The sequence below is a fragment of the Hamadaea sp. NPDC051192 genome, assembly GCF_040682475.1.
In the GTDB taxonomy this organism is placed as follows: domain Bacteria; phylum Actinomycetota; class Actinomycetes; order Mycobacteriales; family Micromonosporaceae; genus Hamadaea; species Hamadaea flava.
Window position 1 is genome coordinate 1 of record NZ_JBFBAZ010000093.1, and the last position, 15,963, is coordinate 15,963.

A 15,963-nucleotide genomic window follows, 5' to 3' on the forward strand; every position below is an offset into this window, starting at 1 on the left:
GGTCCAGCTCGGGGTCGGCCAGGGAGGCGTCGGGGCGGGCGGCGAAGGCGTCGAGGACGAAGCCGGCGAGCCGCGGGCTGAACACGGCGTCGCCGTCGGCGACCCGGCGGATCGCGGCGGCCAACTCCTCCGGCGAGATGGTCTTCGTGACGTAGCCCCGGGCGCCGGCCCGGATCAGGCCGATGACGTCCTCCGCGGCGTCGGAGACGCTCAGCGCCAGGAACCGCACCTGCGGGTACGCCCGCCGGGTGGCCTCCAGGACGGCGCGCCCGCCGCCTTCGGGCATGTGCACGTCGAGCAGCACGACATCCGGCTGGTGGGCGGCGATGGCCGAGATCGCCTCCGGGACGGTGGCCGCCTCCCCGATGACGTCCACGTGGACGCCGAGTTCGGCGCGTACGCCCGCCCGGAACATCGCGTGGTCGTCGACCAGGAAGACCCGCAGCCGCGACGGCTCGGACTCGGTCGGTACGGGCTGGCTGGTGTCGCCGCTCATCAGGCTGTCTCCTTGCTGGTGCCGATCGGCAGGTGCAGGCGCACCTCGGTGCCCTCGCCCGGCTCGCTGCGGATCTCCGCCCGGCCGCCGTGGCGTTGCATCCGGCCGACGATGGAGCCTCTCACGCCGTGCCGGTTGTCGTCGATTGTGGACATGTCGAATCCGACGCCGCGGTCGCGGACGAACACGCTCATCTCGTCCGGCTCCACTTCGGCGTACAGGGAGACGGTGCCGACCTTGGCGTGCCGGGCCGCGTTGACCAGCGCCTCCCGCGTCGCGGCGACCAGCGCCCGGATCCGGTCGTCCACCATGCAGTCGCCGACCACGACGGTCTCGACGGCGATCGCGAAGGTGTCCTCCACCTCGGCCGCCGCCTCCTCGACCGCGGCCGCGAAGTATTCCTCGGCCGAGCCCATCGGCTTGTAGAGCCAGTTCCGCAGCGACCGCTCCTGGCCCCGGGCGAGCCGGGTGACGGTGGCCTGATCGGCGGCGTTGCGCTGGATCAGCGCCAGCGTGTGCAGCACCTGGTCGTGCACCATCGCGGCCAGCTCCGCCCGCTCCTGCTCGCGGATGCGGCCTTCCTTCTCGGCCCGCAACGCCGTCGCCGTCCGCCACAAGGTCGGCGCGGCGACCACCCCGACACCGGTCAGCGCGATCAGGGCGAAGACGACGGCGAACGCGACGACGGACAGGCTCGGCCCTTCGACCGGCGAATACAGGGTGGCCAGGCCGATGATCCCGACCGCGACCAGCAGGCCGCCGCCGAGCAGGCTGAGCACGAAGGCCGGGCGGCGGTCGCCGCCGAGCAGGCCGGTGAGCTTGGTCAGCCGGCCGGGCTCGGCCTGATGCCAGATCAGGCCGCCGCCGAGCACCACGAGCGCCAGCAGCCAGCCGGCCGCCAGGGAGATCCCGTCGCCGCCGAAGAGCAGCGTCATCACGACGAGGATGCCGAAGCCGAGCAGCGCGTACGGGACCATCTTGACCGGCTCACGGCGTACCGGGACATCGCTGTCCTCGTCGCGCATGACCGCCCAGTAGACCGCGTAGAGCACCGCGCCGAGCCCGTGCGCCGCGAGCAGCACCAGGAACGCCACGCGGATGGCCGCCGCGGGCACCCGGACGTGCTCGGCGATGCCGCCGGCCACCCCGGCGACCATGCGGTCCGAGCGGCTGCGGCGCAGCGGTGGGTACGCGGTGGTGGTGGTCACCTCACGATCGTCACATGCCTGCTGCGCGGTGACGACCCTACGCGACCCTGATTCCGTTGTGAGCTGGATTATCAGGGTGGGCTCAGGGTCGGTGCCGGAGGTCTCTGGGGCTGGTCCGGCCCCAGGATGGTGACATGACCGAGTTCGACGACGCCCAGCGAGCGCCGAAGCCGCCGACGGAGAGCGATCCGCCTCCGCCGCAGGCTCCGGACGCCAGCACCCCGCCGCCCGGTGCGGAGACACCGCCGGGTGCCGCGGACGCGAACACCCCGCCGCCTCCGCCTCCGCCGCCGCCCGGCCCTGGGACACCCGGCCCGGAGACGCCCGGCCATCAGCCTCCCCCGTCGGGCGCGTTCGCCGCCCGCTACGGGCTCGTCCGCCCGCGTACCGGTCGTTATCTGGCCGGCGTCAGCGGCGCGGTGGCCCGGGCCACCAACACCGATCCGGTGCTCTGGCGGGTCCTCTTCATCGTGCTCGCCTTCTTCGGCGGGTTCGGCATCCTGGCGTACATCGTGCTGTGGCTCGGCACGCCCGCCGACGGGGACACCGCGTCGCCGGTCGAGGCGGTGCTCGGCCGCGGCCGATCCAGCACCTCCTCGGCGTTGACGGTGATCGCCGGGGCCGTGACCGTGCTGATCTTCCTGGGCACCCTCGACGACCGGCCGTGGCCCGTCCTGTGGTTCCTGCTCATCGCCGCAGCGATCGTCTTCGCGGTGTATTCGCAGCGCAATCGCTCGGGCCGGCCGCCCGCGCCGCAGGCTCCAGCCGCTCCAGCCGCTCCAGCCGCTCCAGCGGCGGCGCCGCCCGCCGGTTCCACCGCCGCGCACTATCCCGCGTACGCCCCGTCGAACGCGGTGACCGAGCCGATCCCGCCCGTGTCGCCGGGTCCTCCGCCGGCCGGACCGGGGTACCAGCCGGCGTTCGCCCCGCACGGGCCGTTCGCGACCGGGCCGGCCCCCGCTCCCGTGAAGCCGCCCAAGCCGCCGAAGCCGCCGAAGGAGCACTCCCGGCTCGGTTCGCTGATCTTCTCCCTCGCGCTCGTGGTGCTCGGCGTGATGGGCCTGCTCGACGTGGCGAACGTGGTGGACATCAGCGCCGCCGCGTACGTGGCCGCCGTGCTCGCCGTCGTGGGCCTCGGCCTCGTCCTGGGCGCCTGGCTCGGCCGGGCGCGGGGCTGGATCTTCATCGGGCTCGGGCTGGTGCTCGCCCTGAGCATCACCTCGGTCGACAAGGAGGACTGGCCGACCGACGACCGCAACGGTGGCGGCGACATCACCTGGGCGCCGCCGACGTTGGCCGCGCTGAAGGGCGACTACGACCACCGGGCCGGCAGCGCCACCCTGGACCTGCGGGATCTGGACTTCACCGGCCAGGAGCGCACGGTCCGCGTCAAGATCCAGGCGGGCAACCTCCAAGTGCGGCTCCCCGAGAACGTCGACGTCACCGCGGTGACCGACGTACGCCTCGGCAGCGCGACGATCTTCGACCGCAACGCCAACGGCGTACGCATCAACGACTTCACCGTGACCGACCTCGGGGCCGACGGTGAGGGCGGCGGCAAGCTGCACCTGGAGCTGGACGTGAGCCTGAGCGACGCGGAGGTGTCCCGATGAAGAAGCACCCGCTCGACCTGTTGTCGCTGATCTTCGGCCTGGTCTTCCTGCTCATCGCCGGGCTCTGGACGGTGCACCGGACGGTGGACGTCGAGCTGCCGCCGGCCGGCTGGTTCGTCGCCGGTGGCCTGATCCTCGTCGGGCTGCTCGGCATCGGCTCGATCGTCCGCGGGGTGCTCCGCGGCGATCGGACTGCGGTGGAATCCGAGAACGGCGGGGCCGACACCCAGCCGCCGATTCAGGGATAGCCGCGAATCCCAGGGGGGATCGCAGGGCGCCGGGAGGGGGTTCTCCGGCGCCCTGCACGCGTCTATGCCCCTGAAGTGCCCTGAATAGCGCTGAATAGCCCCGAGGTGAACTCGATGCGAACAGGGCCGGACCCGGCGGCGTGAGCGCGTGTCGGCCCCGCCGCATATGCTGAGCCCCGTACGCGCCGATGACGAAGGTGGAGTCAACTCATGTCGCAGGCATCGCTCGGCCCCCTCGGCCAGGTCCGCATCGGGGAGCGCGCCGCCCGCACGCTCACCGCCGAGCTGCAGCGCCACCCCGGCCCGAAGTCCGCCCTGATCGTGGGGGCCGGCCCGGATTCGCTGGTGCTCGGTGAGGCGCTCGACGCCCTCCAGCCCGACGACCAGCTGACCATCGTCGGCGGCGACCAGGCGCCCGCGCTGCGGGCGTACATCGCCTCGCTCGACACCGAGATCGCCGAAGCCTGCACCGTCGTCCAGACGCCCACCGAGGCCTCCCCGGCCGAGATCGTCATCGTCGCAGAGCCCGTCGTGGGTGCGGCCGAGGACGCCCGGCTCACCGTCGAGAGCCTGACCAAGCTGGTCGCCGAGGGTGGCATCCTCGTGGTGGCCGTCGTCGCGGTGCCCGGCGTCGCCGGCGGCGCGGCCGACGAGCTGGACCGCCGCTCCGCGCAGTTCGGCGTCGGCACCGACCTCGTCCTGCTCAACACGCCGCCGGTCCGCGTGCACAAGCTGCGCTTCTCTGAGGCCGACGCGACCGTGGCGGCCGGGCTCGCGCCGGCGTACCGGACCTCGAGCGTGCCGGTGACCAGCACGATGCACATCGACTCCAACGGCGTCGCCGCGGCCGGCATCGCGCTCGGCCTGGCCGCCGTGCTCCGGACGGTCCGCCCGAAGTCGAAGGCGTGGCTGCTCCCCGCGCTCGCCGCCGCGCCGGTGGCCGCGTTCTTCCGCGACCCGCACCGGCACATTCCGGCTGATCCCTCGGCTGTCGTCGCCGCCAGCGACGGCAAGGTGCTGTCGGTCGAGCGCCTCTACGACGAGCGGTTCGCCGACGAGGAGTTCCTCCGCGTCGCGGTCTTCCTCTCGGTGCTCGACGTGCACGTCAACCGGTCCCCGGTGGCCGGCAAGGTGGTGGACTACTTCGTCGAGGACGGCGGTTACGCGGCCGCGATGAAGCCCGAGGCCGAGCACAACGTCGCGGCCTACACGGTGCTCGAGGACGCGCTCGGTCACGGCAAGGTGGTGGTCGCGCAGCGTACGGGGCTCATCGCCCGGCGCATCGTGCAGCGGGCTCCGGTCGGCGCGCTGCTGGCCAAGGGCGAGCGGTTCGGCCTCATCCGGTTCGGCTCGCGTACCGACGTCTATCTGCCCGCGTCGGCGGCGGAGGCTCTGGTCGCCCCGGGCGACCGGGTGGTCGGTGCGGAGACGGTCATCGCCCGCTGGCTCTAAGACATGAAGACGAACGGCGCGCCTGGGGTCCAGGCGCGCCGTTCGCTTACGGTCGATCTACGCTCGCGCGTGCTTGCGCTGGTACGCCCAAAGCAGCGGCCCGCTCAGCAGGTAGGCCAGCACGACCAGGCCGAAGGTGAGCCGCGGGTTGAGCAGCGCGCCGAAGATGGGCAGCAGGAGCAGCCACGGCGGGAGCCGGAAGACCTTGACGAGTTTGGCGTAGGGGAAGCTGGAGACCATCGCGATCGCGATGAGCGCGACTCCGGCCACCATCACCGAACCGGGCAGGCCCAGGCCGAGCAGGACGCTGAGGGCGAGCACGGCCGCCGCCATCGTCGTGGGTACGCCGCAGAAGAACCGGCCGTCCTTCGGCGAGACGTTGAATCGGGCGAGCCGGATCGCGGCACACGCGGCGACCAGCGCGCACGTGCCGATCAGTACGCCGGTCGGCACCTCGCCGCGCAGGGCGGCGTAGACGACGACGGGCGCGGCGATGCCGAAGCTCGTCATGTCGCCGAGCGAGTCCATCTGGACGCCGAACGGGCTGGCGACGCCGAACTTGCGCGCGAGCGCGCCGTCGAGGCCGTCGAAGGTGATGCAGGCCAGCAGGCAGGCAGCGCCGAGGCGCGGGTCCGCTCCGGCCACCGCCAGCATGATCGCCGTCATGCCCAGCAGCAGGCTCGCGAGCGTGCAGCCCTGGACCACCGCGAACTTGACCCGGCGGCTGACGGTGCGGTCACCGGGCAGCAGCGGGATGGGCGGGGGCGGGGTGGGCGGTACGGACGCCTCGACGGTCGCCACCGGCGCGGGGCTGACCGGGGCAAGCGCCTCGATCTGGGCCAGGCTCCTCGGGTCGAGGTCCGGCAGCCGCGGGGCGCTCGGCACAGGGGCGTCGATGACCGGTGTCGCGCCGCGTTGACGACCCACCCGGACCAGCAGCATCTGCCGGGCGAAACTGCCGCCCTGTCGCAGGCGGCCGGCCCATTGCCGCCCTTGCGGGCGCGGGCTGTCCGTCGTACGGCGCCGACGCCAGATGGCTCTCGGCACGTGTCCCTCCATCGCCGAACGGTTCCTCTCCGCCGCCTCGACGGCCGCCCGGCTGTGCGCTACACGATCGCACATCCGGACAGGCTTGGCGATACCCATCGAGCGTCCAAGCCGGTAGTTCAGCCAGAATGTCGAGGATGATTCGCGTCCCAAGGGGCATAACTGCAGGTAGATCAACTAAGAATCGTGATCAGCTTGTATCTTTCGGCCAATCATTCTACCCGAGGCGGGCCACCACCCTCTGCTGCCGACGTCACAGCCGGCGCATCGCCCGCCGAGTGAGATCGGTGATCGTCAGCGCCGCGACCTCGGCCGGGGCGAACCAGTCCGACGCCGCGGTCGACCCGCCGGCATCCTCCGTGACCGTCGCTGATGTGGGCGAACTCACCGAACCACGGAAGACCGACCGGACCGAGAACCAGTCCATCGGGACGCCCTCCGGCCCCATCGCAGCCGGGTTGTGGAAGAACGAGACGTCGAGCAACTCGCCGACCTCCGCTTGCTGCCCGGTCTCCTCGAAGACCTCCCGGACGACCGCCTCGGTCGGCTGCTCGCCGAAGTCGGTGCCGCCGCCGGGCAGGTGCCAGCGCCCTTCGCCGGGATAGCCGCGGGCGATCTGGCTGAGCAGCACCCGTCCGTCCGGGTCGGTGATCAGCCCGTACGCCGCGAACCGGCGGACGCGGTTGGCCGGTTCCTCCGGATCGTCGAACGGCCGGCTCCGCTGGTTGATCTCGTTGCCGAGGTCCTCGCCGAGCAGGACCCGGGCGGCGAACGGAACCAGCTCGACGTCCTCCGGGACGATCCAGTCGGCCAGCTCCCCCTGCTCCGGAGTCAGCGTCCCGCCGACGATCTTCACGTCGAAGACGAGGCGATCGTGGTGCTGGAGGACGCCGAGCTGTGGAAACTCGATCAGGTCGGCCGAGACGTCGCGTACGCCGACGACCTCGACGTCGAAGCCGGTCTCCTCCTGGAACTCCCGGATCACCGCCGCCCGGGGGTCCTCGGCGTGATCGAGGCCGCCACCGGGAAGGTGCCATCGTGGGGTGGGCGCCGACGATCCGGAGACGAGCAGGACTCGTCCCTGCTCGTCGCGTACGACCCCGTATGCCCCGATTCTCCGACGCTTCTCCACCGCATCACCGTAGCGGCAGCGGGCGACACGCCGAGACCGCCATAGGTGGCGGTAGGGTAAACGCTTCCAACCATCGGACGCTGCGAATCTGCTCAGCATGTGGAATCGGACATCTTGTCAGGATCTTCGCCCGGCGGGAGAATGATTCTCTGTGACTACCGACGTCGAGCCCTCCCTTGACGGAGCCGGTGACCGGCTTTCCCCGGTACGCCGGATCGCCGCGTACGCCGTGGTGAGCCGCGAGGACGCGGCCCAGCCCGGACGGCAGGAGATCCTCCTGGTCCGCAACTCCGACCGGTCGGGTACGCCCGGCGTCTGGTCCCTCCCCGGTGGCGCCGTCGACCACGGCGAACACCCCAACGACACGGCGATCCGCGAGACGGCGGCCGAGACGGGCCTGTCGATCTCCTTGACCGGCCTCCGCGACGTCCTGGCCGACCTGCGGGCGTTGCCTCATCGAGGGGTCACCCTTCACACGGACCGGCTCATCTATTCGGGTCGAGTTCGCGGCGGCGCGCTCCGTGACCGGCGCGACCAGTCCACCGACCTGGTCCGCTGGGTCTCCTTGGCCGAGGCGGGGAGCCTGTCGCTGCGCCCGTTCACGGCCAACGCCCTCGGCGTGCCCGCCGCGGACGTCGATCTGCGGCCCGACGAGGTCCCCGACTTCCCGAGCTTCCACATCGAGGAAGGCCACGACGGACTGCACCGTACGCAGCGCTTCGCGGCGTACGCGGTCGCCACCGACCAGCTCGACCGGGTGCTGCTGACCCGTGTCTCACCCGGCTATCCCGGCGAGGGCCGCTGGCACCTGCCCGGCGGCGGCACGGACTTCGGCGAGCAGCCGGCGCACGCGCTGATCCGGGAACTCCTGGAGGAGACGGGGCAGGCCGGTCGGCTCAGCGGTCTCCTGGGCGTGGCCAGCCACCGCGACCCAGCATCTCTCGGCCCCGAAGGCTTCCCCATCGACTGGCACGGCGTAAGAGCCTTCTACCGAGTAACCATCGACCAGGCGACCACGCCGACCGTCCACGACAAGGGCGGCTCGACCTCGGGCGCCTACTGGCTGGAGCGCGACAAGGTGAAGTCCCTGGGGCCAGACGACATGACTGAGGTCACCGCGGACGCCCTCAAGGCAGCGGAGCTGTAGCCGCCGGCTCGCGAGAGCTCACTCCCACTCGATCGTGCCTGGGGGCTTGCTCGTCACGTCGAGGACTACTCGGTTCACTTCCCTGACCTCGTTCGTGATCCGAGTCGAGATCTTGGCGATGACGTCGTACGGCAGCCGGGACCAGTCGGCGGTCATGGCGTCCTCACTGGACACCGGCCGGAGCACCACCGGGTGGCCATAGGTGCGCCCGTCGCCCTGTACGCCCACCGACCGCACGTCGGCCAGCAGCACCACCGGGAACTGCCAGACGTCGCGGTCGAGCCCGGCCGCGGTCAGTTCCTCGCGGCCGATCTTGTCGGCGGCGCGCAGGATGTCGAGGCGCTCGCGGTCGACCGCGCCGATGATGCGGATCGCCAGGCCGGGGCCGGGGAACGGGTGCCGCCAGACCATCTCCTCGGGCAGGCCAAGGGTGGCGCCGAGCGCGCGGACCTCGTCCTTGAACAGCGTGCGCAGCGGCTCGACCAGCTTGAACTGGAGGTCGTCCGGCAGCCCGCCGACGTTGTGATGGGACTTGATGTTGGCGGTGCCGGTGCCGCCGCCGGACTCGACCACGTCCGGGTAGAGCGTGCCCTGCACGAGGAACTGGACGTCGCCGGCGGACGCGATCTCGCGGGCGGCGGCCTCGAAGACCCGGATGAACTCCCGGCCGATGATCTTGCGCTTCTCCTCGGGGTCGGTGACCCCGGCCAGCGCGGCCAGGAAGCGCTCCGAAGCGTCGACGACCTTCAGCTTGATGCCGGTCGCGGCGACGTAGTCCCGCTCGACCTGCTCGGCCTCGCCGGCCCGGAGCAGTCCGTGGTCGACGAAGACGCAGGTGAGCTGGTCGCCGACGGCCTTGTGGACGAGCGCGGCGGCCACCGCCGAGTCGACGCCGCCGGACAGCCCGCAGATCACCTCGGCCGAGCCGACCTGCGCCTGGATGGCCGCGACCTGGTCGTCGATGATGTTGCCCATGGTCCAGGTGGGCTCGATCTTGGCGATGTCGTAGAGGAACCGCTCCAGCATCTTCTGGCCGTGCGGCGTGTGCCCGACCTCGGGGTGGAACTGCACTCCCGCGAAGCCCTGGGCGACGTGCTCGAACGCGGCCACCGGCGCACCCGCCGAGGTGGCGGTCACGGTGAAGCCCTGGGGCGCCTCGGAGACGGAGTCGCCGTGGCTCATCCAGACGTCCTGCTCGGCCGGCAGCCCGACCATCAGCGCGCTCTCCCCCGCGACGCGGAGCGGCGTACCGCCGAACTCCCGGCGGCCGGTGTGCGCCACGGTGCCGCCGAGCGCCTGGGCCATCGCCTGGAAGCCGTAGCAGATGCCGAAGACGGGCACCCCGGCGTCGAAGAGCTTCCCGTCGACCTGGGGCGCGCCGGGCTCGTAGACGCTCGACGGCCCGCCCGACAGGATGATCGCGGCCGGGTCCTTGGCCAGCATCTCGGCCACCGGCATCGAGTGCGGGACGATCTCGGAGTAGACCTTCGCCTCGCGGACTCGGCGGGCGATCAGCTGGGCGTACTGGGCTCCGAAGTCCACCACGAGGACCGGGCGCGGCGTCGTCATGCGACAACCCTATCGTGCGGCTCGGTCGCCCCTGCTCAGCGGCGGCTGTCGGGACGCCGACGTCACACTGCCCGCAACGCGGCCGGCGCACCGGCCGGGACGGCCGGATCAGTCGGGAAGACCGGCTCGATCCGGGCGTAGGCCGCGCCCAGCGGCGGCCGCGGGTCGGTCTCGCCCTTGTTCGGCCAGAACGAGAACGCCCGCTCGGCCTGCGCGGTGATCGTCAGCGAGGGATTCACCCCCAGGTTCGCGGTCACCGCGGCGCCGTCGACGACGTGCAGCCCGTCGTGGCCGAAGATCCGGTGGTACGCGTCGACGACGCCGTCGTCGCGGGTGGCCCCGATCGCCGCCCCGCCCAGGATGTGCGCCGTCATCGGCACGTTGAACGCCTCGGGCACCGAGCCGCCGGGTATCCCGCCGATCTCCTCGGCGAGCAGGCGTACCGCCTGGTTTCCGGCCGGAATCCAGGTCGGGTTCGGTTCGCCGTGGCCGTGCTTGGCCCGCAACGACCGCCGGTGCCACACCGTGGCCAGCGAGTTGTCGAGCGACTGCATGACGAGCGCGATGATCGTGCGCTCGGACCAGCGGCGTACGAGGATCATCTGCGCGGTCGTCAGCGGCTGCCGCAGCATCGTCCCCAGCCAGCGCAGCGGCCGGCGGGGACCGCCGTCGACCAGGAGGCTCTGGAGCAGCCCCATCGCGTTGGAGCCCTTGCCGTACCGGACCGGTTCGATGTGCGTACGCGAGTCGGGGTGGAACGAGCTGGTGATGGCCACGCCCTCGCTGTAGTCGACGCCGCCCCGCTTGAAGTCGCCCAGCCGCATCGCCGCCCCCAGCAACGCCTCGGAGTTCGTCCGGGTCAGCTCGCCGACGCGGGGCGACAGCTCGGGCAGGTCGCCGGAGTGGCGGGCGGCGTGCAGGAGGCGCTGGGTGCCGAGCGCGCCGGCCGCGAAGACGACCTGATCCGCCTCGATCACCCCGCCGCCGACCGCCCGCGCGCGCTTCCGGAACCGCGCGTTCGTCCGGGCCACCTCGATCCGATAGCCGCCGCCCGGCTTCGCAGCCACCCGTGTCGCCGTCGTGTACGCGTACACCTGTGCACCGAGCTGCTCGGCGAGGTAGAGGTAGTTCTTCATCAGGGTGTTCTTGGCGCCGTGGCGGCACCCGGTCATGCACTGTCCACAGTGCAGGCATCCGCTGCGGTCCGGGCCCACGCCGCCGAAGTAGGGGTCGGCCACCTTCTCCCCCGGCTTGCCGAGGTGTACGCCGACCGGCGTCAGCCGGAACGACCGGCCGGCTCCCATCCGCTCCGCGACCTTCTTCATCGCCTCGTCGGGCGGGGTCATCCGGTCGTAGGTCACCACGCCGAGCATGCGTTCGGCCTGGTCGTAGTGCGGTGCGAGTTCGTCGGCCCAATCGGTGATGCCCCGCCACTGCGGGTCTGCGTAGAACTCGGGCAGCGGGCGGTACAGCGTGTTGGCGTACACGAGGCTGCCGCCGCCGACACCGGCTCCGGACAGCACCATCACACCGGCCCCCGGCTGGCCCTTGGCCGGGCGCAGCAGCGTGATCCGCTGGATGCCGTAACAGCCGAGCGCGGGCGCCCACAGGTAGCGCCGCAGCCGCCAGCTGGTCTTGGCGAAGTCCGTGTCGGCGAACCGGCGGCCCGCCTCCAGCACCGCGACCTTGTAGCCCTTCTCGGCCAGGCGCAGCGCGGCCACGCTCCCGCCGAACCCGGAGCCGATGACGACGACGTCGAACTTCATTGGTGGATTATTACCACCGAGTAACGTCCGTGGCTAGGGGTGGGCGGGCCGGTCGGTGTCGTAGAGCCAGTCCTGGAAGAGCGCCTGCAAGGGCTGACCGCTGATCCGCTCGGCGACCTTCTGGAACTCCGCCGTCGTGCCGTTGCCGAACTGCTTCTCGGCGGCCCAGGTCTTCAGGATCGAGAAGAACTTCTCGTCGCCGACCTTCAGCCGCAGCGCGTGCAGCGCCATGCCGCCCCGCTGGTAGACCGAGCTGCTGAAGACCTTGGCGGCACCCGGCTCGGCCGGCGGCGTACGCCAGATCGAGCTGGACTCGTTGCGGAACTGGCGCTCGAACTGCTCGGAGATCGTCGGGCCGCCGCTGTGCTCCTGCCACATCCATTGGGCGTACGTGGCGAACCCCTCGTTGAGCCAGATGTCGGCCCACTGCTTCACCGAGACGCTGTCGCCGAACCACTGATGGGCCAGCTCGTGGGCGACCACGCCGCCGGTGTCGCCTCTGTCCACCATGGAAGCCGGGTAGATCGGCCGGGTCTGGGTCTCCAGGGAGAAGCCCAGCTCCGGGTCGTCGACCACGATCGCCCCGTACGCCTCGAACGGGTACGCCCCGAAGTACTGCTCGAAGTAGTCGCAGATCTCCGGCGTCTTCGCCACCGCGGCCTCGACCTGGGGATCGGTGATCGACTTGGCGATCGCGATCCGGACCGGCTTGCCGTTGTGCGTGCTCTCCACCGTGCGCAGATCCCCGACCGCGAACGTGGTCAGGTAGGAGGCCATCGGCGAGCCGACCGTCCAGCGCCAGGTCGTCCAGCCGCCGGCGGACTCCTTCTTGGCCAGCGTGCCGTTGCTGATGACCTCCTCGCCGTCCGGGACGGTGAAGGCCAGCGTGTACTTCGCCTTGTCCGAGGGGTGGTCGTTGACCGGGAACCAGGTGCTCGCCGACTCGGGCTCGCCCGCCATGTACTCGACGCCGTTGATCCGGCGGAAACCGGTCTGCCCCAACGTGAGCGACGAGATCTCGCTCGGCTTGCCGGCGTACCGGACGGTCGCCGTGAAGCCGGACCCCGACGCGAGCGCGACCTTGGGCTGGACGATCAGCTCGTCGCCGTCTCGCCGGAAGGTCGCGGCGTCCGCACCGACCTGCACGCTGGACACGGTGAGCCCGCGCAGGTCGAGGTTGAACTGGTGAAGCGCGGCGGTCGCCTTGGCGGTGAGCGTGGCGACGCCGTCGATCCCGCCGTCGGCGGCGAGCTTGATCGCGAGATCGTAGGTCTCGACGTCGTAGCCGCCGTTGCCGTAAGTCGGGAAGTACGGATCCCCGATGCCGGCCGAGCCGACGCCCTGCGTCACCGACTCCGGCGCGACCGGAGTCGGCATCGACGGCAGGGTGATCGGGTCGCGCCCGGTCGGTGTACAGCCGACCAGGGCGACCGTGAGGAGAACCGCGAGAGGACCGACCAGTCCGCCGGGAAGCTTGCGCCGCATGCGAGCAAAGCTATCTCAGCGGTCGAGCATCAGGCCGACCTTCTGGAACTCCTTGACGTCGCGGTAGCCGCACTTGGCCATCGCGCGCTTGAGCCCGCCGAACAGGTTCATCCGGCCGTACGGGTCGTCGGACGGCCCGTAGAGCACCTGGTCGAGGCTGCCCATCGGCTCGGAGTAATAACCGACCGCACTGCGGGGCAGCTTCGGGTGGCTCGCCGACGAGTGCCACCACAGGCCGCCGGCCGGGGAGCCCTCGGCCAGCGCGAGCGGGGCGCCCAGCATGACCGAGTCCGCCCCGCAGGCCAACGCCCGCGCGATGTCGCCGGACGTGTGGATGTCGCCGTCGGCGATCAGGTGGACGTAGCGGCCACCGGTCTCGTCGAGATAGTCACGGCGGGCCGCCGCCGCGTCCGCGATCGCCGTCGCCATCGGAACCCGGATGCCGAGCACGGTGTCGCTCGTGGAGTCGTCGTCCGCGCCGAGACCGACGATGACCCCGGCCGCACCGGTACGCATCAGGTGCAGCGCGGTCTGGTAGTTCGTGCAGCCGCCGACGATCACGGGCAGATCGAGGTCGGCGATGAACTCCTTGAGGTTCAGCGGCTCATCCACAGTGGAGACGTGCTCCGCCGAGACGACGGTGCCCTGGATGACCAGCAGATCGACGCCGGCGTCCAGGATCACCGGGGCGAGCGCCAAGGTGTGCTGCGGCGACACCCGGACCGCCACGGTGACCCCGGCTTCCCGCATCACGCGTACCCGCTCGGTGATCAGCTCGGGCTTGATCGGCTCGGCGTAGATCTCCTGCAGCCGCGGGGTGACCGGCTCCTCCGCCTCGACGACCGTCCGCAGGTCGGCGAGCAGCTTCGAGGGGTCCTCGTAGCGCGTCCAGAGCCCCTCGACGTTGAGGATGCCGAGACCGCCGAGGCGGCCCAGCTCGATCACCCGGTCGGGCGACATCGTCGCGTCGCTGGGATGCGCCGCGCACGGGATCTCGAACCGGTACGCGTCGAGCTGCCAGGCGGTGGAGACGTCGTCGACGTCCCGGGTCCGGCGGCTCGGCACGATGGCCACGTCGTCGAGGTGATAACCGCGCTGCGCGGCCTTACCCAGTCCGATCTCGACGGTGTCACGCATTGGCGGCCCTTCAGCGGGATTGATAATTCGGGGCTTCGACGGTCATCTGGATGTCGTGCGGGTGGCTCTCCTTGAGCCCCGCCGAGGTGATCCGGACCAGCTGACCGCGCTTCTGCAGCTCGGCCACGCTGTCCGCGCCACAGTAGAACATGGCCTGACGCAGCCCGCCCACGAGCTGGTGGGCGACGGTCGCCAGCGGGCCACGGTAGGGCACCTGGCCCTCGATGCCCTCGGGGATGAGCTTGTCGTTCTGGGTCACGTCGGCCTGGAAGTAGCGGTCCTTGGAGTAGGACTGCGCCGCCGGTCCGCGGGCCATCATCGCGCCCAGCGACCCCATCCCCCGGTACGCCTTGAACTGCTTGCCGTTGGAGAAGACGAGGTCACCCGGCGACTCCTCGCAGCCGGCCAGCAGGCCGCCCAGCATGACGGTGCTGGCCCCGGCCACGATCGCCTTCGCGATGTCGCCCGAGTACTGGATGCCGCCGTCGCCGATCACGGGCACGCCGGCCCGATGAGCGGCCCGGGCGGCCTCCATGATCGCCGTGATCTGCGGTACGCCCACCCCGGCGACGATCCGCGTCGTGCAGATCGCGCCCGGCCCGACGCCGACCTTGACCGCGTCGACGCCCGCCTCGACCAGTGCCCGGGCGCCGGCGTACGTCGCGACGTTGCCGCCGACGATGTCGATGTCGGTCTCCTTCTTGAGCCGGGCGACCAGCTCCGGAACCGCGCGGTTGTGCCCGTGCGCGGTGTCCACCATGAGCACGTCGACGCCGGCCTCGATCAGCGCCTTCGCCCGCTTGTAGCCGTCGTCGCCGACGCCGACCGCCGCGCCGACCCGCAGGCGGCCCGCCGAGTCCTTCGTCGCCAACGGGTACTGCTCGCTCTTGGCGAAGTCCTTGACCGTGATGAGGCCCCGCAGCCGGCCGGACTCGTCGACCAGCGGCAGCTTCTCCACCTTGTGGCGGCGCAACAGCTGCTGCGCCTCCTCCTTGGACACGCCGACCTGCGCGGTGACCAGCGGCATCCGCGTCATGACGTCCACGACGCGGGCCGACTTGTCGGCGACCCAGCGCATGTCGCGGTTGGTCACGATGCCGACGAGCACGCCTGTGCCGTCCACCACCGGTACGCCGGAGATCCGGTACCGGCTGCAGAGTGTGTCGACGTCACGGATGGTGTCGTCGGGCGAACACGTCACGGGGTTGGTGATCATGCCGGACTCGGAGCGCTTCACCAGGTCGACCTGGGCCGCCTGCTCCTCGACCGAGAGATTGCGGTGCAGAACGCCCAGCCCGCCCTGGCGCGCGAGCGCGATCGCCATCCGGGCCTCGGTCACCGTGTCCATCGCGCTGGAGACCAGCGGGATCTGGAGGGTGATGTTTCTCGTGATCTGCGTGAGCGTCGTGACCTGGCTCGGAATAAGGTCCGATTCGCCCGGCACGAGCAGCACGTCGTCGAAGGTCAATCCCAGCGGAATCTCGATTGGGCCGTCGCCGGTCAGCTCCACGTAAACCCCCTCAAGCAGCGATATCCCATCCTAGCCAGTGCGGCTCCGCCGGACCCCGGTGGGCTGTGATGATCGGCCGCTGTCACAGGGGAGATCGACTGGGCGACTCGGCCCCAGCCGATGCCACATCACCCGTCGAATGGCATTACGGTG

General features: G+C 71.2%; 13 protein-coding genes. 4 read left to right on the plus strand and 9 right to left on the minus strand.

The features are described from left to right. Together AB0M47_RS29675 and AB0M47_RS29680 are read right to left on the minus strand one after the other, a co-directional pair. The coding region (locus AB0M47_RS29675; protein WP_363419835.1) for a response regulator transcription factor at window positions 1-496 on the minus strand (496 nt) is incomplete at its 3' end. After that, window positions 496-1,704: a PspC domain-containing protein gene (locus tag AB0M47_RS29680; protein WP_363419837.1), complete on the minus strand. Its 1,209-nt coding sequence runs from the start codon at window positions 1,702-1,704 to the stop codon at window positions 496-498. The genes AB0M47_RS29675 and AB0M47_RS29680, both read right to left, overlap by 1 nt. 134 nt (window positions 1,705-1,838) lie before the next feature. Between AB0M47_RS29680 and AB0M47_RS29685 the strand changes: the two genes are divergently transcribed. From AB0M47_RS29685 to AB0M47_RS29695, 3 genes are all read left to right on the plus strand, one after another. Next, complete coding sequence (locus AB0M47_RS29685; RefSeq protein WP_363419839.1) at window positions 1,839-3,317, plus strand: PspC domain-containing protein; 1,479 nt, start codon at window positions 1,839-1,841, stop codon at window positions 3,315-3,317. After that, window positions 3,314-3,565, plus strand: a complete 252-nt coding sequence (locus AB0M47_RS29690; RefSeq protein WP_253760049.1) for a hypothetical protein — start codon at window positions 3,314-3,316, stop codon at window positions 3,563-3,565. Before AB0M47_RS29685 ends, AB0M47_RS29690 begins: the two co-directional genes overlap by 4 nt. A 210-nt stretch (window positions 3,566-3,775) precedes the next feature. Beyond that, a complete protein-coding gene (locus tag AB0M47_RS29695) occupies window positions 3,776-5,017 on the plus strand; it encodes a phosphatidylserine decarboxylase (RefSeq protein WP_363419841.1) in 1,242 nt (413 codons plus the stop codon). Window positions 5,018-5,074: 57 nt separating this feature from the next. Here the strand turns inward: AB0M47_RS29695 and AB0M47_RS29700 are convergent, their stop codons facing one another. After that, window positions 5,075-5,989, minus strand: coding sequence for a CDP-alcohol phosphatidyltransferase family protein (locus AB0M47_RS29700; RefSeq protein WP_363419883.1), 915 nt, complete (start codon window positions 5,987-5,989; stop codon window positions 5,075-5,077). A gap of 328 nt (window positions 5,990-6,317) precedes the next feature. Beyond that, window positions 6,318-7,196 (minus strand): NUDIX domain-containing protein, encoded by an 879-nt coding sequence (locus AB0M47_RS29705; RefSeq protein ID WP_363419845.1) that lies wholly within the window; start codon window positions 7,194-7,196, stop codon window positions 6,318-6,320. A 151-nt stretch (window positions 7,197-7,347) separates the two neighbouring features. Here AB0M47_RS29705 and AB0M47_RS29710 point away from each other — a divergent pair, with 151 nt between their 5' ends. Further along, a complete protein-coding gene (locus tag AB0M47_RS29710; protein ID WP_363419847.1) occupies window positions 7,348-8,343 on the plus strand; it encodes an NUDIX hydrolase in 996 nt (331 codons plus the stop codon). An 18-nt stretch (window positions 8,344-8,361) separates the two neighbouring features. On the opposite strand, the gene guaA is transcribed toward AB0M47_RS29710, so the two are convergent. The 5 genes from guaA to guaB all read right to left on the minus strand — a co-directional run bounded on the left by guaA (window position 8,362) and on the right by guaB (window position 15,810). Beyond that, window positions 8,362-9,912, minus strand: a complete 1,551-nt coding sequence (gene guaA / locus AB0M47_RS29715; RefSeq protein WP_363419849.1) for a glutamine-hydrolyzing GMP synthase — start codon at window positions 9,910-9,912, stop codon at window positions 8,362-8,364. 62 nt (window positions 9,913-9,974) lie between these two features. Further along, the gene (locus AB0M47_RS29720; RefSeq protein ID WP_363419851.1) at window positions 9,975-11,678 is read right to left on the minus strand and encodes a GMC family oxidoreductase; all 1,704 of its coding nucleotides are present in this window, start codon (window positions 11,676-11,678) and stop codon (window positions 9,975-9,977) included. A gap of 33 nt (window positions 11,679-11,711) precedes the next feature. Beyond that, window positions 11,712-13,163, minus strand: coding sequence for a M1 family metallopeptidase (locus tag AB0M47_RS29725; RefSeq protein ID WP_363419853.1), 1,452 nt, complete (start codon window positions 13,161-13,163; stop codon window positions 11,712-11,714). Between the two features lie 15 nt (window positions 13,164-13,178). Further along, entirely contained in the window at window positions 13,179-14,300 is a 1,122-nt protein-coding gene (locus AB0M47_RS29730) for a GuaB3 family IMP dehydrogenase-related protein (RefSeq protein WP_363419855.1), read from the minus strand. A 10-nt stretch (window positions 14,301-14,310) separates the two neighbouring features. Next, complete coding sequence (gene guaB, locus AB0M47_RS29735) at window positions 14,311-15,810, minus strand: IMP dehydrogenase (protein ID WP_363419857.1); 1,500 nt, start codon at window positions 15,808-15,810, stop codon at window positions 14,311-14,313. Window positions 15,811-15,963: the final 153 nt, after the last annotated feature.